At 49.9% G+C, this 18,625-nt stretch carries 16 protein-coding genes; 8 read left to right on the top strand and 8 right to left on the bottom strand.

What is annotated here, in order from left to right:
• Nucleotides 1-50: 50 nt before the first annotated feature.
• The 3 genes from H6859_07080 to H6859_07070 all read right to left on the bottom strand — a co-directional run bounded on the left by H6859_07080 (nt 51) and on the right by H6859_07070 (nt 2,702).
• Entirely contained in the window at nt 51-920 is an 870-nt protein-coding gene (locus H6859_07080; GenBank protein USO04917.1) for a S49 family peptidase, read from the bottom strand.
• A 28-nt stretch (nt 921-948) separates the two neighbouring features.
• Nucleotides 949-1,671 carry a methyltransferase gene (locus H6859_07075; protein USO04916.1) on the bottom strand — a complete coding sequence of 241 codons (723 nt, stop codon included), beginning with the start codon at nt 1,669-1,671 and terminating at the stop codon, nt 949-951.
• Nucleotides 1,672-1,775: 104 nt separating this feature from the next.
• Nucleotides 1,776-2,702 (bottom strand): transglycosylase SLT domain-containing protein, encoded by a 927-nt coding sequence (locus tag H6859_07070; protein USO04915.1) that lies wholly within the window; start codon nt 2,700-2,702, stop codon nt 1,776-1,778.
• A 100-nt stretch (nt 2,703-2,802) separates the two neighbouring features.
• Here H6859_07070 and H6859_07065 point away from each other — a divergent pair, with 100 nt between their 5' ends.
• A complete protein-coding gene (locus tag H6859_07065) occupies nt 2,803-4,437 on the top strand; it encodes an acyl-CoA dehydrogenase (protein USO04914.1) in 1,635 nt (544 codons plus the stop codon).
• 3 nt (nt 4,438-4,440) lie between these two features.
• On the opposite strand, the gene H6859_07060 is transcribed toward H6859_07065, so the two are convergent.
• From H6859_07060 to H6859_07050, 3 genes are all read right to left on the bottom strand, one after another.
• On the bottom strand, nt 4,441-4,956 hold the full coding sequence (locus H6859_07060; GenBank protein ID USO04913.1) for a hypothetical protein: 516 nt from the start codon (nt 4,954-4,956) through the stop codon (nt 4,441-4,443).
• 91 nt (nt 4,957-5,047) lie between these two features.
• The gene (locus H6859_07055) at nt 5,048-5,617 is read right to left on the bottom strand and encodes an entry exclusion 1 domain-containing protein (GenBank protein ID USO04912.1); all 570 of its coding nucleotides are present in this window, start codon (nt 5,615-5,617) and stop codon (nt 5,048-5,050) included.
• Nucleotides 5,618-5,768: 151 nt separating this feature from the next.
• A complete protein-coding gene (locus H6859_07050; protein ID USO06728.1) occupies nt 5,769-6,497 on the bottom strand; it encodes a SapC family protein in 729 nt (242 codons plus the stop codon).
• 364 nt (nt 6,498-6,861) lie between these two features.
• Here H6859_07050 and H6859_07045 point away from each other — a divergent pair, with 364 nt between their 5' ends.
• The 5 genes from H6859_07045 to H6859_07025 all read left to right on the top strand — a co-directional run bounded on the left by H6859_07045 (nt 6,862) and on the right by H6859_07025 (nt 15,357).
• A complete protein-coding gene (locus tag H6859_07045; protein USO04911.1) occupies nt 6,862-8,223 on the top strand; it encodes a UDP-glucose/GDP-mannose dehydrogenase family protein in 1,362 nt (453 codons plus the stop codon).
• A 225-nt stretch (nt 8,224-8,448) separates the two neighbouring features.
• On the top strand, nt 8,449-9,306 hold the full coding sequence (cysQ, locus tag H6859_07040) for a 3'(2'),5'-bisphosphate nucleotidase CysQ (GenBank protein USO06727.1): 858 nt from the start codon (nt 8,449-8,451) through the stop codon (nt 9,304-9,306).
• A 369-nt stretch (nt 9,307-9,675) separates the two neighbouring features.
• The gene (locus H6859_07035; protein USO06726.1) at nt 9,676-10,770 is read left to right on the top strand and encodes an efflux RND transporter periplasmic adaptor subunit; all 1,095 of its coding nucleotides are present in this window, start codon (nt 9,676-9,678) and stop codon (nt 10,768-10,770) included.
• A 4-nt stretch (nt 10,771-10,774) separates the two neighbouring features.
• On the top strand, nt 10,775-13,993 hold the full coding sequence (locus H6859_07030; GenBank protein USO04910.1) for an efflux RND transporter permease subunit: 3,219 nt from the start codon (nt 10,775-10,777) through the stop codon (nt 13,991-13,993).
• The gene (locus tag H6859_07025) at nt 13,990-15,357 is read left to right on the top strand and encodes an efflux transporter outer membrane subunit (GenBank protein ID USO04909.1); all 1,368 of its coding nucleotides are present in this window, start codon (nt 13,990-13,992) and stop codon (nt 15,355-15,357) included. Before H6859_07030 ends, H6859_07025 begins: the two co-directional genes overlap by 4 nt.
• A gap of 16 nt (nt 15,358-15,373) precedes the next feature.
• On the opposite strand, the gene H6859_07020 is transcribed toward H6859_07025, so the two are convergent.
• Nucleotides 15,374-16,336, bottom strand: a complete 963-nt coding sequence (locus H6859_07020; protein USO04908.1) for a hypothetical protein — start codon at nt 16,334-16,336, stop codon at nt 15,374-15,376.
• A gap of 264 nt (nt 16,337-16,600) precedes the next feature.
• On the opposite strand from H6859_07020, the gene H6859_07015 reads away from it, so the two are divergent.
• Together H6859_07015 and H6859_07010 are read left to right on the top strand one after the other, a co-directional pair.
• Nucleotides 16,601-17,065, top strand: coding sequence for a DUF4402 domain-containing protein (locus tag H6859_07015; protein ID USO04907.1), 465 nt, complete (start codon nt 16,601-16,603; stop codon nt 17,063-17,065).
• Nucleotides 17,066-17,225: 160 nt separating this feature from the next.
• The gene (locus H6859_07010; protein ID USO04906.1) at nt 17,226-17,915 is read left to right on the top strand and encodes a hypothetical protein; all 690 of its coding nucleotides are present in this window, start codon (nt 17,226-17,228) and stop codon (nt 17,913-17,915) included.
• An 81-nt stretch (nt 17,916-17,996) separates the two neighbouring features.
• Here the strand turns inward: H6859_07010 and H6859_07005 are convergent, their stop codons facing one another.
• A complete protein-coding gene (locus tag H6859_07005; GenBank protein USO04905.1) occupies nt 17,997-18,572 on the bottom strand; it encodes a hypothetical protein in 576 nt (191 codons plus the stop codon).
• Nucleotides 18,573-18,625: the final 53 nt, after the last annotated feature.

Here is an 18,625-nt window from a genome sequence, read left to right as displayed (position 1 = left end):
AACGGGCCTTGTTTGTCTTTGTCTGACTTTATGTCCTTTGCATTTAAAAATTACAAACCATACCGGCTCCAAACGGCTTTGGTTTCGAGAGCCTCAATCGCATCTTCCGCCAGTGAGCTTTTCATACCGGAACCGAGCAAGGAAGACACCAGCTTTCTCTCCGGCCCCAGCTCAACGAATTTAATTTCTTCGCCAAACTTCGTTTTTGCAAATCTTTTCGCCTCGCCAAACCCGTCAACCAGCCCCAGCTCCAACGCCGTTTTCGCACTCCAGAAACTCCCGTCAAACAGCTCTTCATCCTTGCCTTTAAGCTTTTTACCGCGGCGCTCCTTGACCCACCGGATAAAAGTTTCGTGCAGCTCTCCTTGAATGGCTTTTAACCGTTTTAGATCGGCGGGTTTTTCCTCCGTAAACGGGTCCAAAAAGCTTTTATTTTTACCGGAGGTATGAACGCGGCGCTCAACACCATATTTATTGATTAAATCCTTAAAACCAAATCCGGCGGAAATGACGCCGATTGATCCGACAATCGAGGTTTCGTTCGCATAAATTTCATCCGCCGCCGCCGCCAGCCAGTATCCACCGCTCGCTGCCACATCTTCGACAAAGGCATAAACCGGAACCTCTTTTTCTTCCGACAACCTGCGGATCTGATCGCCGATCAGCGCACTTTGCGCCGGAGACCCGCCCGGTGAGTTGATCACCAGCAACACGGCCTGCAAGTCAAATTCATCAAAAGCATCGGTGATAAATTTCTCATATTTATGATGACTGATCCCGCCGCGCCCCGGCCCGGAATCAGCAATCACCCCCGATAAGCGCAAAATAGAAACGCGCGGCTTGGGCTTGAGAATTCCGCCAATAATCGGCAGATTCGAGAGTTTATCGCAGGTTTCACAGACTTTCGTTTTCACGGACATATCAAGGGTTCCTCTTTGAGCATGCAATTTAAGCTATGGGGGCGATTTCACGCAAGATGTTTTCCGCGTGCGCCGTATAATCACCGTTTTCCTGATGCAAAACGATCCCGGCGTGAATTCTCGCCGGGCTTTTGCGGTGCTTACGCGCTCGCACAATGACGCGCTTGGCCTCTTGCCCTGCTTTCGGCCATAACGGGATAATCTCAACCGCGCCAAAGCGCTTGCCCATGGCCCGTATGATTTCATCAATCTGATCGGCCCGGTGGATCAGTGTGAGCGAGCCTTGTCCGGCAATGCTGCGATGGGCGCAATCCACCCAGTCCTTCAGATCCATATCGTCCTCGCCAAATCCCATAGCCGTGGCTTTAGCCTGAGAAGGGGAGCGAACATGCTCTCCCGCATCCAGAAAAGGCGGGTTACAGATCACATGATCAAAACTTAGATCTTCAAAATCGCGAACATCAATGCACTGAAAATCCGTGCGCTCTACCATGGCGTTCAGCCTGGCATTATGCTTAGCCAATTCAACGACTTCTGGCAAAATATCAATTCCGGTCAGTGTTGTGTTCTCAATACGTTTTAACGCGGCCAAAGAGGCGCTGCCCACGCCGCAGCCTAAATCCAGAAGGCGTTCCCCCGCATGCGCCGGGCAAGCAGCAGCCAGCAGCACCGCATCAATTGAGGTCTGAAAACCGCCCACATGTTGAGTCAGTGCAATGCGCTTATTTAAAATATGGATAATATTGCTCATGAAGACTAGCTATAGCCGTCATTGCGAACGAAGTGAAGCAATCCAGACAAAAAAATAGATTGCCGCGCCCATCCTTCGGGTTGTCTCACAATGACGATAAACGATTATAAATACGATTTATGCCGCGTAATATCAGGGTTGGTTGGTAAATCCAGCTCGGCCAGCAGCATAATCTCAATCGGCGCGTGGAGAAGAGCCTGATAAGGAGAGGAGGCGGTGTGCTGCCCGTAGATATTCTCAAGCTCTTGGTGTCCGCGGGAAAACAACCGGTTGATCAGGTGATCCTGAGAGCGTCTGCTATATTCAAACCCTGAATTTTCAACGCCAAAGGCCAGCAACGCCTCGCTGGCAATATCCTGATACACCACAGAGTGCGGCGTACTCTTAGCCGATGGCTGGGCTTGCGGAGCAGGGGCGCCTTCAATTTGAAACTTTTTATCAAAGAAGGCGTAAATCTCATCCATCGTACGCGGGCGCGAAGTGCCAGCTTCATAAAACACATTGCGGTTGGCCTTGGCCGCTTCCGGGAAAATATAGGCTGCTTTTTGTAGCGGATTTTCATCACGCGCATTCAGGAAGCCCGCCGCGCCTCCCGCTCCCAGAAAGTGCGCCAGATACAGCTCTGTTGCGCCGATGTCTTTCTCGCCTTTCGCCCAGTGATCTTCAAGAAACTTTTGGTTCTCACTGGCAAATTCTGCCGCCATATTGGCCGCAATTTCCGGGTCGTTGCGCATATTCAGGATTTGCCGACGAGACTTGCCCTCAAGGCTGATTCCATGCTTATAGCCATGTTTTTCAATCGTATTCAGCCATGTGCTCTCAATAAACTGATACAGCCCCGTAGCGCTGCTGGTCCTGGCCTTGGCATGTGGGTCAAAGCTGCTCTCAGCCTTGGCTTGCTGCATCAGATAGGCAAAATCAACCCCGGTTTTGGCGCTGGCGCTTTGAATCGCATTCATAACGCTTTTGGAGGCTTGGCCGCTAAAAGCCGCTAACACATTGTTTGCAATTGTATTTGTTAGTTCGTGCATGAGGTCTGTATTTCTCGTTAAATTCTTCTACAATGTCTCTTCAAAAGTCTTTTCAAAAGTAGTCTGCAACCACCGTGCCAAAATTAAAAGAGAGCCAAAAATGAGTGATTATATGCCCCCGATCGAAGATATGCAGTTCCTGCTTCATGATGTTTTAGGGTTTGAAAATGAAGATCTGGACCGGGAAATGACAGAATCTATCTTTGGCGAGGCCGCCAAACTGGCCAGTGAAGTGCTGGCCCCGCTAAATTTGAGCGGCGATCAAAACGGCGCAAAGCTTGGCGGCACCGAAGTCACCACCGCACCGGGCTGGAAAGAGGCTTATGCCGGGTATCGTGATGGCGGCTGGAATGCCGTGCCGTTTGATCCTGAATTTGGCGGGCAGGGGCTGCCTTACGCGCTGGCTTTTCCTGTTCAGGAAATGTGGCAGGGTGCAAATACGAGCTTCAGCCTGTGTCCGCTGCTCAATCAGGGCGCGGTCGAGGCGATTAATCATCATGGCTCGGATGAACAAAAGGCGGCCTATCTACCCAAACTCATCAGCGGTGAGTGGACCGGCACGATGAACCTTACGGAGGCCGCCGCCGGATCTGATCTCGGTTTGATCCGTACCAAAGCGGAGCCTGACGGCAACGCCTATAAAATCACGGGTCAGAAAATCTTTATTACCTATGGTGAGCATGATCTGGCTGAAAATATCATTCATCTCGTTCTTGCGCGCTTGCCGGGCGCTCCGGATGATATCAAAGGCATTTCATTGTTTATTGTTCCTAAATTTCTGGAAGATGGCACACGTAACGCTGTGAAATGTATCGGACTGGAGCACAAGCTCGGTATCCACGCCTCGCCCACCTGCACTATGGATTTTGATGGTGCGACCGGGTACTTGGTCGGGCAGGAGCATCAAGGCCTCAAATACATGTTCACAATGATGAATAATGCGCGCCTGTCTGTGGGCTTGCAGGGCGTCGCGATTGCGGAAAGAAGCTATCAACAGGCCAAAAGCTTTGCCGCCCAGCGCGTGCAGGGCAAGTCATTCACCACCGGCGAGCGCGTTACCATCGACCAGCATACGGATGTGCAGCGCATGCTGCTGAGCATGAAATCACAAATTGAGGCAGGCCGGGCGTTGACCTATGCCGCAGCTCTGGCTCTTGATAATGGTGAGACCATGCGCGTCGATATTCTTACGCCTCTGGTTAAAAGCTGGTGCACGGATATGGCTTGTGAAGTCACGTCGATCGGTGTTCAAATCCATGGCGGCATGGGCTTTATTGAAGAAACCGGCGCAGCGCAATATTACCGCGATGCGCGCATTTTACCGATTTACGAAGGCACAAACGGCATTCAGGCGCTTGATTTGACCTTTCGCAAAACCCTGCGTGATAATGGGGAAAGTATCAGCGCCTTTATTGACGATCTGCGCGCCGATGCAGGTGATGCGCTAAGCCCATACTTCGACATGCTCGAAGATGCCACCAAAGCGCTTCTGGATACAGGCAAGCAAAAAGACCTTGATCAAGTCGCCGCCATGGCCACGCCGTATCTTAATGGCTTTGCGCTTATTGCCGCCGGGGTGCTATTGGAAAAATCAAACGCGGCGCTGGCCGAACGTTCAGATGACTTCGCTGCTGAAAAGCGCCGTACCATTGCTTTTTATAAAGGTAACATCCTGCCCATGGCTAAGGCGCATTTACACGCTGCCGTGCATGGCGCGCAATGCATAACAAATTAAAGACTATCGACTATCTTCAAATCTAACCTCTGGTCGCCCGGTTTGTGAATTGGTGCAGGCGGTATAAGAATAGGTTTGAAGCCGGACAATGCTGCGGGAACTCACTCGCGGCGCAGCCGTGTTCATCATATCCACATAAGTATTGGCAACGCATTCGCAGTATTCTTCCGGGTCTGTGCCCGGTTTGAACATATTGGCTTTGCTTAAGCATTCCATATAAGCTCTTCCGGCAGCGCCAACTGCGTCGCGGCATTCATTTTCTATTTCACTTAAAATAGAGGTTCTGACGACCGTAGGGCCCATTTCAATACGCTTATCGAGATAGGCCAGAGAATAACATTCGCAATTGTAATATTGGCTCATCAAATCACTGGCAGAACATTCATCATAAAATGCGTTGGCTTCTTCAATATATGCGTCAGGAACATCATCCATGTGATCGCGCGGCGAACTGAGCGGCACATCATCAGCGGGCGGGAGTGGTGCATGCTCCTGTGCCTGCGCGGGGCCGCATAGCACTAATATGCCTAAAACAAGCAATATGTAAGAAAAAAACCTCATATAGCCAGTATAGCACTGTAAAAGGTAAAAATCACATGAAGATATAGGCTTAACGTCCGCCTTTAACGCGTTTCCACAGGCCGCCAAAAGCACCTTCGGATTCATTATCATCCTCGTCTTGTGCGTTTTGATTATCAGCCTGCATCTTCTTCATCCGCTCTTCGAGCTTTTGTTGCTCCATTTTTTCGCGGCGTTCACGAGCGCGGCGTTCACGCTCTTTAAGCTGCTCGGCCAGATCTTCGGCCTGCTTTTGTGAATATTGGCTGGTGATAAGCATCTGAGAGGCTTGCTTCTGCCACTGGTCACGCTGGGCTTTAAGGTCCTCAATTTGGCTTTCTGCTGCTTCCAGTTGGTTCTCAAGCATTTTTACGCGCATTTTGATACGCTCCATCTCAATCAGCACGGAAGCTTTTTCCAGCTCTTCCTCCACTGTCGGTGCAGCAGGTGCGCTGCTATTTTGATTAAGGCCAAACGCGCGGTCCAGTTCGGAAACATCAATCACACGCCGTCCGTTGGGGTCCAACTCATAGGAGAGCTTGCCGCTATTCATAGCGCGCTGGATAGTGGATTTTGACTTACCTGTTAAATCTGCCGCGCGCTGCGCACCGACCTTAGCCATGACTGGTACCTCTCTCTAATTCTGAAGACGAAGCAATACGGTTAGCATGAGTCTGCCGTGCGATCAAGAATCTATTCCATAAAAGTCAACAAACTTCTTTCACATATGCGAATAAGGGTTTGTTATAATTTAAATTTGCTATCTTGAAAAATTATGCTGCTTCTTTCTTAAGACGCATATTCAATAGATACGTCAGGCGCTGCCATTGTGCACCGGAGAACAGATGCGCATACAAGAACGGCAACCAGCCTTTCTTACGCCATTCCATGAACGCTTTGTCGTCCATTTCAGCCATTTTTTTCTCATCAATGATTTTGAAGCCGGAGAAATTAATCCGCTTGTTGCCCGCAACATTGATTTGGGCCTCGCGATCAACCAGCAGACCGCTTTCGGCCAGGGCCTTGCTGAACTCAACAGTCTGCTGAGCCGCCGCGTGATAGGACTTGCAAAACTCAAGAGCGTTATTGGCCAGTTCGCTCGGCTTGCCCTCGGCGTCAAAAAACTTTTGATCTCCTTTTTTATCAGTCACTTTGTCATTGATATCTAGGCAAAGTGTTAACTGATCGCCACCAGGCAGTTCAGAGAAAATAAACGGATAGCGGCGAATATAGGCCGGGATATAGGTATTGGCTTCCCAGGTGTTATCCGCATTCAAAAACAGATTTTCATTATCGCGCAGACCTAAAATAGCCACAGGCGTTGCGTTGCCGTCGGGCGAAAATGCAATCGGGTAATAATGACAAACTTGCGGCATTTCGATCAGGTTAAGCGGCACAGCATTCACACCTTCTGTAAAGCCGAAACCAAAATTCTGTTTCAAAGCCAAGTCCGCATGCGCCTTGGCATCAAGCGGCACAGGGTTGGAATAAAACAAGGGCATATTGGCTGCTGGCTTTTGCTCTGACGCTTTTGGCTCTGCCTTGGCTGGTGCGTCTTTTTTTGTCTCTTTCTTGGCCATTATTGATCCTTATCGTTTGAAATGCCTTTAAAATTCTATGGAATTAAATTTCAGAAGTTGAATTTAAACAAAATATGAAAGATTATGCAATGTTTTAGGTCCTGACCCTAGATAAAAAATATGTGAAGTTGAAAGGTAAACCTGATCACTCTAATAAGCTTAGCCGTATTATCTTAACAACTGGTTACTTCTTTCTGGGTATGGAATAAAGCTTGTCAAAAGGTCTGAGCAGTGCGAAAAAGGCGCAAAAGATTTACATTTAACGCTCTGATTGAAAGGGATAATCATGCGTATAGGAATGGTAGGGACAGGCTATGTCGGGCTGGTTTCGGGCACATGCTTTGCTGAATTCGGGATCGACGTTGTGTGTCTGGACAAGGACGAAGGCAAGATTAAGCGCCTTAAGCAAGGCGAAATCCCTATCTATGAACCGGGTCTAGAGGACCTTGTCGCCAAGCAGGTAAAGGCCGGGCGTCTATCCTTTACGACAGATCTTGAAGAAGCGCTCAAAGACTCGATAGCCGTTTTTATCGCTGTGGGTACGCCAGCGCGCAGTGATAACGGTCATGCCGATATGACATATGTGTATGAGGCGGCGCGCGAAATTGCCCGTGTGATGGAAGGCTATACGCTGATCGTGACCAAATCGACCGTTCCCGTCGGCACCGCGCGCGAAGTTAAGCGCATCATGAATGAGGAATTGGGAAAACAGGGTCGCACAGATGTGGAGTTTGATGTCTGCTCAAACCCTGAATTTCTGCGTGAAGGCGCGGCGGTGAATGATTTCTTACGTCCTGACCGTGTCGTGATCGGTGCCGATAGCGAACGCGCCGTTGAAATTATGCGCGATCTGTACCGCCCGCTTTATATTAACGAAACGCCGATGGTGATAACATCGCCGGAAACCTCGGAAACCATAAAATATGCGGCCAACGCCTTTTTGGCCACAAAAATTACCTTTATCAATGAAATCGCCAATTTGTGCGAAAAAACCGGTGCTAATGTACAGGATGTCGCGCGTGGAATAGGCCTTGACGGGCGTATAGGTGCGAAGTTCCTGCACGCAGGGCCGGGCTATGGCGGCTCCTGTTTCCCGAAAGATACGCTCGCCCTCACACAAATCGGCCAGAAATACAACGCGCCGCAAAATATTGTAGAAACCGTGGTGTGGGTCAATACTGCCCGCCAGCGCTCAATGGCCCAGCGCGTCATCGAAGCTTGTGGAGGCAACGTTCAAGGCAAGCGCATTGCTATTTTGGGTGTGTCTTTTAAACCCAACACCGACGATATGCGTGACGCGCCATCCTTGCAGATCATCCCCTATCTGCAGGACGAAGGCGCCCATGTGGCCGCGTTTGATCCTGTCGCTATGGACGAAGCGAAAAAGCATCTGAGCAAGGTTGAATGGTGTAAAGACGCCTACGTTGCGGCCACCAATGCGGATGCACTGGTGATCGTTACGGAATGGAACGAGTTCCGCGCACTTGGGCTGGGGCGTTTGGGCGAAATCATGAAAGAAAAACGCATGATCGACCTGCGCAATATCTACAAACCCGAAGATATGCGCGAGCGCGGCTTCCACTATGTCTCGATTGGCCGCCCGGAAGTGCCGCCCGGCAATGAAGCAAAACTCAAGAAGGTATCATAGGTCTGTGTACCAATATCGCAACAAACTCAAGGCACAAAGCATCTATATTATTTATGAAGTTTATAGCGCTCCAATTCGCTGAGCGTGATATAATTAACATGCAAGGCTAATTTAATGCCTGCATTCAGAAAGTTTTGAAGTATATTAACCAGCAGGTTTATCCCGAAGATAAAATCAACAAGTCTCAAAATAAGGAAAAATTCATTGTCTTTTAATCCCAACTCAATGTTCGACGCTGAATTTCATAAAAGAGCCCGTGAGCGCACCAGAAAGCTTTTGGCCAATCCTGAGGCTCTATGCAATATGGTTCGCCGCATCGCACTTGGTGCGGGTGATATTATAATGAAATATTATGAGGATTTAGACGGATTAGAGGTTGATTCCAAGCACGATGATTCTCCCGTCACATTGGCCGATCGAGAGGCTGAAACCTTTATCCAGATGTCACTGGAACAGCTTACGCTCGATATTCCTGTGATTGGCGAAGAGGCCGTTGCTCTTGGTAAAAAGACCTCGGTAGAAGGTCACGAATATTTCTGGATTGTTGATCCGCTCGACGGAACAAAAGAATTTATGAATGGAGGTGAGGAATTCACTGTAAATATAGCGCTTGTTAAAAATGCCAAGCCAGTTCTGGGTGTAGTATATGCTCCGGCCTTAGGTGAGCTTTATGCGGGCCATGGCGAAGGTACTGCTATCCGCTGGTCACAAGACACAGACACGGAAAAGCCCATCTCTGTGCGTCCGCCGCCCAAAGGCGGATTGAACGTAGTTGCCAGCAAATCGCATGGTGATGCGCAGCGACTGGAAAAATTCCTTGAGCAATTTAGAATCAAAAAACTGATCAAGCGCGGAAGTTCATTGAAAATTTGTGTTATCGCGGCGGGCAAGGCCGACATCTACCCGCGCCTCGGCCCGACATGTGAATGGGATACGGCTGCAGCTGATGCGGTCTTGCAAGCCGCAGGCGGTGTGATCACAGACGTAAATGGCGAAGTGCTCAAATATGGCGGTGCGAATCCAAAATGGCTCAATCCTGAATTCGTCGCCTGTTCTTTCGAATGGTTCAATGTCAAAGAATGAGATCTTGTAGGTTTTAAGCCTCTTCATTTTTGGACGATTATAGAGTAAAGTTAATAGTCTTTACAAAGTCTTGTTCTCAGCCAAACATAAAAACCCCCTAAGTCTCTGATAACCATTGCAAGGTTTTGTAAAGTGAGCATTTATTTTAACTCCTGAGTTTTCCACAGGCCCAAGAAAGACAAACCAATGCCAAAGTCACTTCTTGAAAAATTAATCCTTTCAAAATTGCTTATAAAACTGACCGTCTTTTGCGTAATCATGTTGTTTGTGGCGGGCCTGTTTATCGCACTCAATCCGTTTAACCATGCCGATGCACAAGGGCCGGGCGAAGGTATGCCACAGGGCCCGATGCCTGTCAGTGTCGAAATTATCGGCACACAGGATGTTCGCATCTGGAAAGATTTCCCTGGCCGCTTGAGCGCAGTGGATTATGCCGCCATTCGCCCGCAGGTCAGTGGCCGCATCACCGAGATTTTATTTCAGGACGGCCAACATGTTAAGAAAGGTGATGTCCTTTTCGTTATTGATTCTCGCCCCTATAAAGCGGCGGTTGAGCAGGCCAAAGCCGCTCTTCAGGCTGCGCAAAGCAATTACAATCTGGCCGATAAAGAATATAAGCGTGCGCAGGAACTCATCAAAACCAACGCCATTTCCCAGCGCATCGTCGATGAGCGCCGTTCCCGCTTTAATTTTGTTCTGGCTGAAATCAGCGGTGCAAAGGCCGCCTTGCAAAAGGCCGAAATTGATCTGGACTATGCCCGTGTGAAAGCCCCCATTTCAGGCCGGGTCAGTCGCGCTGAAATCACGCTCGGCAATGTCGTCGAAAGCGGGCCGGGTGCGCCCATTGTCACGACGATTGTAGATGATGAATCGATCTATGTTGATTTCGAAGTTGACGAACAAACCTATCTTTCAAATATTCGTGAACAGGTGCGCAGCAAAGAAGACGAAGGTAAAATCCCTGTGCAGGTCATTTTGCGTGGTGACGCTGAGCAGCCAATCGATGGCGTAATCCATGCTTTTGATAACCGCATCAATCCGGCTTCCGGCACTATTCGCGCCCGTGCGGTGCTGGAAAATAGTGATGGCGCCCTTTTATCCGGCATGTTCGCCAAAGTGCGGTTGGGTAGCGCCGATCGCGCGCGTCGGATGCTCGTCGGCGAAAAAGCGATCGGCATCGATCAGGATCGCCGCTTTGTCTATGTCGTAAATAAGGACAATGTTATTGAATACCGTCAGGTTCAACTCGGTGATCGTAGCGGTCACAGCCGCGTTGTCCTTTCCGGCCTGTCCGAGGGCGAGAAAGTCGTGGCTCAGGGCATTATAATGATCCGTCCCGGAATGCCGGTTGCGCCGATGATGGCAGGGGAGCAGGATAAAGCTGAAAGCGTGCCTGCTGCGGCGCCAAGCGAAGAACCACCTCAGGATGAAACGTCGTCGTCCTCTTCCATAAAAGGCCCGTAAAGACATGACCCTGTCAGGCTATTTCATCGATCGTCCAATTTTTGCCAGCGTCCTTTCGCTGCTGATCTTTATCGCCGGGTTCATCGCGATGTTTAACCTGCCGATTTCCGAATATCCAGAAGTGTCCCCGCCTTCGGTCAATGTCAGCGCCGCTTTTCCTGGCGCTAACCCGATGACGATTGCAGAAACCGTGGCCACGCCGCTGGAAGAGCAAATCAACGGCGTTGAAAATATGCTCTATATGAGTTCGCTGGCTTCTGCCGATGGCCGTATGTCACTGACCATCACGTTCGAGATCGGCACTGATGTCGATCTGGCCCAGCAGCTTGTGCAAAATCGAGTCTCACAGGCGCTCCCGCGCCTGCCCGATGTCACGCGCCAGCTTGGCGTGACCGTAACCAAAAGCTCGCCGGATTTAACGATGGTCGTACACTTGCGCTCCCCGTCCGAGCGCTATGACATGCTGTATTTGCGCAATTACGCCACGATTAACGTCAAGGACCGGCTGGCCAAAATCTCTGGCGTGGGCCGCGTGATGGTCTTTGGCTCCGGTGATTATGCCATGCGTGTCTGGCTCAACCCCGAAGCCATTGCTGAACTGGGCATGACTCCTGGGGAAGTGATCGCATCCATCCGCGGCCAGAATTTACAGGTCGCCGCCGGAACGATCGGTGGTGCGCCTTATGAAGAAGGCCTGCAGGTCGAATTACCGGTCAACACGCAAGGCCGTCTGCAAAGCGTTGAGGAATTTGAAAATATTATTATCAAAGCCGATGAAAACGGCGCGTTGACGCGGCTCAAAGACGTCGCGCGTCTTGAACTTGGCGCGGAAAGCTATGCCCTGCGATCATTTTTGAATAATGAGCCGGCAGTTGCCATCCCGATTTTTGCCGCGCCCGACGCCAATGCGCTGGAAATTTCCGATAATGTTCGCGCCGCCATGGCCGATCTCAAAAAGAATTTCCCTGACGAAATTGATTATTCTATCGTCTATGACCCTACAGTATTCGTAAAAGACTCTATTCAATCGGTAATCCATACATTGTTTGAAGCCGTGCTGCTCGTAGTCTTGGTGGTGATTGTCTTCCTGCAGACCTGGCGCGCTTCGGTCATTCCGTTTTTGGCTGTGCCGGTTTCGATTGTCGGCACCTTCGCCATTATGCTTTTTCTGGGATTTTCCATCAATGTGCTCTCACTCTTCGGTCTTATTCTGGCCATCGGAATTGTTGTCGACGATGCCATCGTAGTAGTTGAAAATGTTGAGCGCAATATCAGCGAAGGTCTGAAACCCCGCGATGCCACAATCCAGGCTATGAAGGAAGTCACCGGGCCGGTCATTGCTACTTCGCTGGTGCTGGTCAGTGTGTTCGTACCCATTGCTTTCCTCAGCGGTCTGACCGGTCAGTTCTATCGCCAGTTCGCCGTGACGATCGCCATCGCCACCATCATCTCGACAATCGTTGCGCTGACACTCTCACCGGCATATTCTGCGATGTTGTTAAAAACCAAAGACGCGCCCAAAGATCTCCTGACGCGTTTAATTAATGTGCTTTTTGGCTGGTTTTTTGTAATCTTCAATAAAATTTTCACAGCCAGCGCGCATGGCTACAGCAAAGCTGTTGGCTTCTTCACTCGCCATCGCGTGATCATGCTGATCCTCTACGCTGGCTTTATTGCCGCAACCGTATTCAGCTTTAACCTCGTGCCCAAAGGTTTTATTCCAATGCAGGATAAACAATATCTGGTGGCATTTGCGAAGCTGCCTCCCGGCGCCAACCTTGAACGCACCGAAAGCGTTATCCGCCAAATGGCCGATATAGCCACTGCTCATCCGGGCGTGAGCAATGCGGTACAATTCCCCGGCCTGTCAATCAACGGCTTTATCAGCTCGGCTAGCTCCGGCATCGTCTTCATCACGCTTGATGATTTTGAAGACCGCATGAGCCCGGAGCAATACGGCCCCGCAATCGCCGGGCAGCTCCAGCAAAAATTCATGGCCATCCCCGATGCGTTTGTGGCAATTTTCCCGCCGCCTGCTGTGCGCGGTATGGGCACAGTCGGAGGCTTTGCCTTGCACATTCAAGACCGCGCTGATCTGGGAATCGAAGCGCTGAACAAGGCCGTTCAGCAAGTCACTATGCGCGCCAACCAAGACCCGGCCCTCAGCTACGTTTTTAGTAACTATGATGTGAATTACCCGCAGCTTTTTGCAAATCTTGACCGTGAGCGCGCCCAGCAACTCGGCATTCCTATCCAGGATGTTTTCGCCGCGATGCAAGTCTATCTCGGTTCTCTCTATGTGAACGATTTCAATATGTTTGGCCGCACCTATCAGGTCATCGCACAAGGCGATAAAGAATATCGCTCGGATCCTTCCGACATCCTGCGCCTGAAAACACGCAACAAAAATGGTGATATGGTGCCGTTAGGCTCAGTCATCAAAGTCGAGCAATCCTTCGGTCCCGAAGCCGCCCAGCGTTACAACGCATTCCGCTCCGCCGATTTGAATGGCAATATTGCGCCGGGCTATTCCACAGGGCAGGGGCAGGACGCGATTGCCAAAATCCTTGCCGAAACCCTGCCACCAGGCATGAGCTTTGAATGGACCGGCCTGACCTATCAGCAAATTCTGGCGGGTAACACTGCGATGCTGATTTTCCCTTTATGCCTGTTATTGGCCTATTTAGTACTGGCCGCGCAGTATGAAAATCTTTTCTTGCCCGTGGCAGTGATTTTAATCGTGCCGATGAGCACACTCTCGGCCATGGTCGGGGTGTATTTATTTGGCCAGTTTCAAATGTCCATGGGCGCGCCTACGGGTATGGCTAACAATATCTTTACGCAGATCAGCCTGTTCGTGCTTGCCGGGCTGGCGTGTAAAAACGCCATTCTGATCGTTGAATTTGCCCGTGATTTGGAACTGCAGGGTCGCAAGATTGTTGAAGCCGCCATTGAGGCCGCGCGCATGCGCCTTCGTCCGATCCTGATGACCTCTTTTTCTTTTATCATGGGCGTGTTGCCATTGGTCACCAGCCACGGCGCAGGCGCGGAAATGCGCCAGGCCATCGGGATCGCGGTTTTTTCCGGCATGCTCGGCGTAACATTTTTTGGAATTGTTTTTACGCCGCTTTTCTACGTTGTTATACGTAAAGTCGAAGTCTTGCTCACAGGTCATAACATTCATAAGGCCTCGCTTGAATCTGCAGGAGACAATAAAATATGAGAATATCATTTTTGTTGACATGCTCCGCCTTAACGCTGTCCGGTTGTATCGTCAGTTCTCTGGATTTGCCTGACTTTAAAGGCCCGGGTAGCTGGGTCAGTGCAAGCGGACAAGAACAGCGTATTGCCGGTGCAAATGCCGTATCACTGCAAAACTGGTGGTATCGTTTTAACGACCCGCTCTTAAGTGTGTTGATCGATAAAGCTCTGGCCGACAGTCCTGATCGAAAAATTGCTGAGGCTCGCATTCTTGAAGCCCGCGGCCTGCGCAAGGCAACCCGCGCATCACTCTTTCCGCAAATTGGAGCATCCGCAACCAAGGGCAGGGAAGACACCGTTCAGAGCGATGCGGATGATTATTACGATGCGCGCTTTGATGTATCATACGAGCTTGATATTTTTGGAAAAAACCGCAAACGTTTTGCTGCTTCCAATGCGACACTTGAAAATCTGGAGGCAAAATATCAGGATGTAACGCTCAGCCTGGTAGCAGAAGTTGCGCGCACCTATACCGAAATGTGCGCCGCAGAAAAACAAGTGCGCATTGCACAAGACAATCTTAAAACGCAGGAACAAACGCTCAGCCTTGTTGACCAGCTCTACGCCGCCGGTGAATCGCCACAGCTTGACGTCGAACGTACAAAGAACCTCGTCAACACGACCAGGGCCTCTATTCCCGAATTTCAACGCCAGAGTGAAAACGCGCGTTTGCGCTTGAGCGTCCTGACTGGTGCACTTCCAAATGATCTTGCAGGGATAGAATTTGTAAGCAAAAAAATCCCGGATAGCGATGTCGCGCCTGTGCTGATGGCCCCGGCGCGGGTTCTGGCGCTGCGTCCTGATATTCGCGCGGCGGCGGCGAATTTGCGTGCAAAAACAAATCTGAGCGCGGCAACGCTCACAGCTATTTTTCCAAGTTTTACCTTAAGCGGCTTTTATGGCGTCGCTGAAAATGCCTTCGCCAGTTCCACCGGCATCTGGAATGTCGCCGTCGGTGCTGCCGTAACCGTGCTGAGCTTTGGCCGTCTGGAAGGCGAAATTGATGCTGCCCGCGCCCGCGAAATGGAGGCTTATGAATCATATCGCAAGGTTGTTCTCGAAGCAGTTGTCGAAGTCGAAACCGCGCTCAGCGATTATGCGCACATTAATGAACAGGCCTTCTCGCTTTTTAAAGCATACGAAAATGCACAAGAAGCATTTTTTCTCTCCCAACAGCTTTTCAAGGAAGGCGAAATTTCATTCCTGGATGTTTTAGACGCTCAGCGTACCGTGAACGACGCACAAAGCGCACTGACCAATGCGCAAGCCGCTAAGGCTTTGGCCCTTATTCGTCTTTACAAATCTTTGGGCGTCGGGCCAACGTAAAGCCCTTTTAAAAAAACTATAAGCTCAAATCCAGAAATATTCTGTGATCTGCATTTCCATTTCCAGGCGGCAGGGCTTGCTGTTTTATAAGCTGCGTTGGGCGTTTAAGTGTCATAACAACGCGGCTTCCCGCGCCATCATTAATCGGTTCAACGCTATAGGACTGCAACAGCTCAGAGCGGGCAAAACTCTGCTGGCGGGCTGCATTCCATTGTGCTTCGGGCAGTTCGATAATCAGTAATTTTTCTTCAGTATCCAAATCCGCGCTATACGGAGTTTTCTTCGAAACATCCAAAACTAGGCGGATTTTATCGCTATGCTGTCCAACGCGCAGTGCTTTTACAACTGGCTTGCCACTCACCGCTTTGGGGGCAGGGGGCGCTGCGGGCGACTGTGGAGGAGCGGGGCTAATGGCTCCGGCATTGGGCGGCGGCGCCTGATCTGCCGCTGTAAGCGGCATAGGGCCGGTTTCAGGTTTTAGTGGCATGGGCGGCGCCACCGGTTCATTACGCAGTAAGATGTCGAGTTGTTTGATCAAATCCTGAATATCGGATTCAACCGCAACCAGACGGGTGATAGCGGGTTTGAAGGTTTCAAACTCACGCCGCAGATCCAGCACGGCATTTTCAAGCCGCGCAAAGCGCTGATCAGAATCACTGATCTTGGTTGCAAACAGGCTCTCAACGTTGATTCCCTTGGGCTGAAGGGCAGGCAAGCCGTTTGGCATAGTGCTGGATTGCATTTGCCCCGGTTCAGGCGGGCGATCACCATAACTTGGTGGCATCGCAATAGGGGCGGGAACTTCCAGGGCTGAAGTGGAAGAGGCCTGTGACGGGGCGTTTGGGCTGATAAGGTTTTCTGAAGAAGGGGCTGAATTCAGGGTCTGTTCGGGCTTGGGAGTATCGGTAAGAGGACCACAGCTTGCGGTCAAACCCGCAAACAGCATCCAAAATACCCATAAACCAAATCTCTTATTCATATGGTAATGAACCAAAATGCCCCGAGGAAAAAGTGGAGCGATGCCCGAAATGTAAAAAGTCAGCCCAAAGAAAACACAAAAGTATCAGAACGATACACGTTTAAGGGTATGTGAGCCATGACTCACGGTCAAGCAACTATTCAGTTTTTATGCACATATTTATGCACAAACCCGCGGTTTTTTGCTTTTTTTGATGAAAAATCTACCTTGTGATATAAGGGGATTTTCAGTACTCTGATCTCAAATTTCAACAAAAGGCGTGAGATGATTCGGCATATTCAATATGTTTTAGCGGGTTTAATATTGCTTGGTTTATCACCTCGCGCATTCGCTGGCGTTACGGAAATTCAAGCGTTGCAGTTCGGCGAATACATTGTAACGCATAATGATGCGGTATATTCGATAACAGTGAATGTTGGTGGTGTGGTCACTTACGACCCGGCAGGCTTTATAGAGATTGCGGCAACCGGGCAAGACGGGATTTATGATATTGATGGATTGCCTGCCAGTACGGCTATTACCAGCGTGGTTATAAGTCAAACCACCCCCCTCACATCCGGCGGTTTAAGCTTTCAAATGAATACATTTACGGAGAGCCATCCTGCATCAACAGACGGAGCAGGCGTGGCACAGATACGGGTGGGGGCAACTGCAGATACCAGCGGCAACGGGGTTCCTTATCTTGATCGGACATATAATGGCATGCTGGAAATTCAGATTAATTTTTAAAAAGAATCAGGAGAGAATAATGAAAATACTTAAGGTTTTGTTCGTGTGCAGTATAATGTTCGCATCGCTGTTTGCACATAAAACCTCCTTGGCGGATATCACGATCACTCCCACAAGAATTGTATTTGAAGAAGGGGACCGCTTTAAAGAGGTAACTCTTGTGAACACTTCAAACGAGGCAAAAACCTACGATATAGGCTGGCAGCATTACAGGATGAATGAGGACGACGGCACCGGAGCCGGGGCGGCAACAACCATTACGGAAAGCCCAGCCACGGAGTTTGATTTATCGCAATACGTTGTTTTTACTCCTCGCCGTGTCACGTTGCCACCGAGTGCAAAGCAGAAAATCAGGCTGGCGCTTCGGCGCCCTGCCGGGGTTGCTGATGGTGAATATAGAGCGCATTTGCAGTTCAAAGCACTGCGTGATGATATTAATGAGCAAAATGAGAGCCAGGAAAAAGGGGCATCCTCGGCGGCTGTGAAGATTAATATCTCCTATAGTATTCCGGTGATGTTCCGCGCGGGGAGCCCAACGCTTGCCGGTAAAATTCAAAATGTAAAGCTTCAGCGCAATCCAGAGAACGGCATGCTTGAAGCACTCGTAACGATTGCGCGCGGGAACGATCCATATGGTGTGATCGGGCATATGTATATTTATGATCCGACAGGAAAGGTTATCGGGGAGAACGGTAATGCGCATGTCTATCCGGAAGTTCCAAGCCGCACATTTCGCGTGCCGTTGATTGATGAGAGCAATCTCTCAGGCCGCAATATACGCATCGTGCTCAGGCACTATGACAACGATAAAGGCCTGATATATGATGAGCGGTTAGTCCCTGTGCAGTAGACTGTATAAGCGGAAGAACAAAGACTGTAAAAAAGGCGCCTCAAAGGGCGCCTTTTTCAAACTTTATATACCGTTACCCGCTTATGGATACGTAAACGTCACATCAAATGTAGCTGTGTGCGTGTTATCAAGCGGCGTACCTGAGATGTCAATTGTACCACCAAAAGCGATGGCTTCATCCGTGGCACCGGCAAGAACCGTTACAGGAACAGCCACACCGGTTACCCCGCCTGTTGTGATGACTTGCCCGTTTTCTGAGGCTGTACGATAAGTAACAATATCCAAAGCCAAAGAAGCGGAAGCAAAGTCAATAAGGTTTGACGATGTCATATCCAGTGATCCTGGGGCTGGGATTTGCACCGTAACACCACCTTCTGAAATAGTCGGCGTGATCTCTACGACTTGAGAGTCGACAACACCGCCAGATGTTACAGCAATAGAGCCATCGTTAGATAATGTCAGTGTTGGTGTATCTGTTCCATGCTGGATCAAGAATTCACCAAAATCCATATCAGTGACGAGAGCTGATGTAATCGCGCTGGAAGTAATCAAAGTGGCGGTTACGTTTTCAGTTTGTGCTTGGGCTGTGCCGGACATAGCAAGACCAATCGTGAGTGCGCCCGCAAATGCAAGCGCTTTCATGGAAGTAAATTTCATAAGGCTTCTCCTTTAAAGTCCCTGGTTACATCTTCTTTGAACGCAGTGCTTTT

The sequence above is a fragment of the Rhodospirillales bacterium genome, from assembly GCA_023898785.1.
In the GTDB taxonomy this organism is placed as follows: Bacteria; Pseudomonadota; Alphaproteobacteria; order Micavibrionales; family Micavibrionaceae; genus TMED27.
This window is presented reverse-complemented; position numbering and strand designations above follow the sequence as displayed.

Coding starts and splice junctions, on each gene's coding strand:
- H6859_07075 (USO04916.1), bottom strand. CDS start 1,671: ATGAGCAATATTATCCATATTTTAAATAAGCGCATTGCACTGACTCAA.
- H6859_07070 (USO04915.1), bottom strand. CDS start 2,702: ATGCACGAACTAACAAATACAATTGCAAACAATGTGTTAGCGGCTTTT.
- cysQ (USO06727.1), top strand. CDS start 8,449: ATGTTCGACGCTGAATTTCATAAAAGAGCCCGTGAGCGCACCAGAAAG.
- H6859_07080 (USO04917.1), bottom strand. CDS start 920: ATGTCCGTGAAAACGAAAGTCTGTGAAACCTGCGATAAACTCTCGAAT.
- H6859_07020 (USO04908.1), bottom strand. CDS start 16,336: ATGAATAAGAGATTTGGTTTATGGGTATTTTGGATGCTGTTTGCGGGT.
- H6859_07025 (USO04909.1), top strand. CDS start 13,990: ATGAGAATATCATTTTTGTTGACATGCTCCGCCTTAACGCTGTCCGGT.
- H6859_07045 (USO04911.1), top strand. CDS start 6,862: ATGCGTATAGGAATGGTAGGGACAGGCTATGTCGGGCTGGTTTCGGGC.
- H6859_07005 (USO04905.1), bottom strand. CDS start 18,572: ATGAAATTTACTTCCATGAAAGCGCTTGCATTTGCGGGCGCACTCACG.
- H6859_07050 (USO06728.1), bottom strand. CDS start 6,497: ATGCCCTTGTTTTATTCCAACCCTGTGCCGCTTGATGCCAAGGCGCAT.
- H6859_07030 (USO04910.1), top strand. CDS start 10,775: ATGACCCTGTCAGGCTATTTCATCGATCGTCCAATTTTTGCCAGCGTC.
- H6859_07055 (USO04912.1), bottom strand. CDS start 5,617: ATGGCTAAGGTCGGTGCGCAGCGCGCGGCAGATTTAACAGGTAAGTCA.
- H6859_07065 (USO04914.1), top strand. CDS start 2,803: ATGAGTGATTATATGCCCCCGATCGAAGATATGCAGTTCCTGCTTCAT.
- H6859_07015 (USO04907.1), top strand. CDS start 16,601: ATGATTCGGCATATTCAATATGTTTTAGCGGGTTTAATATTGCTTGGT.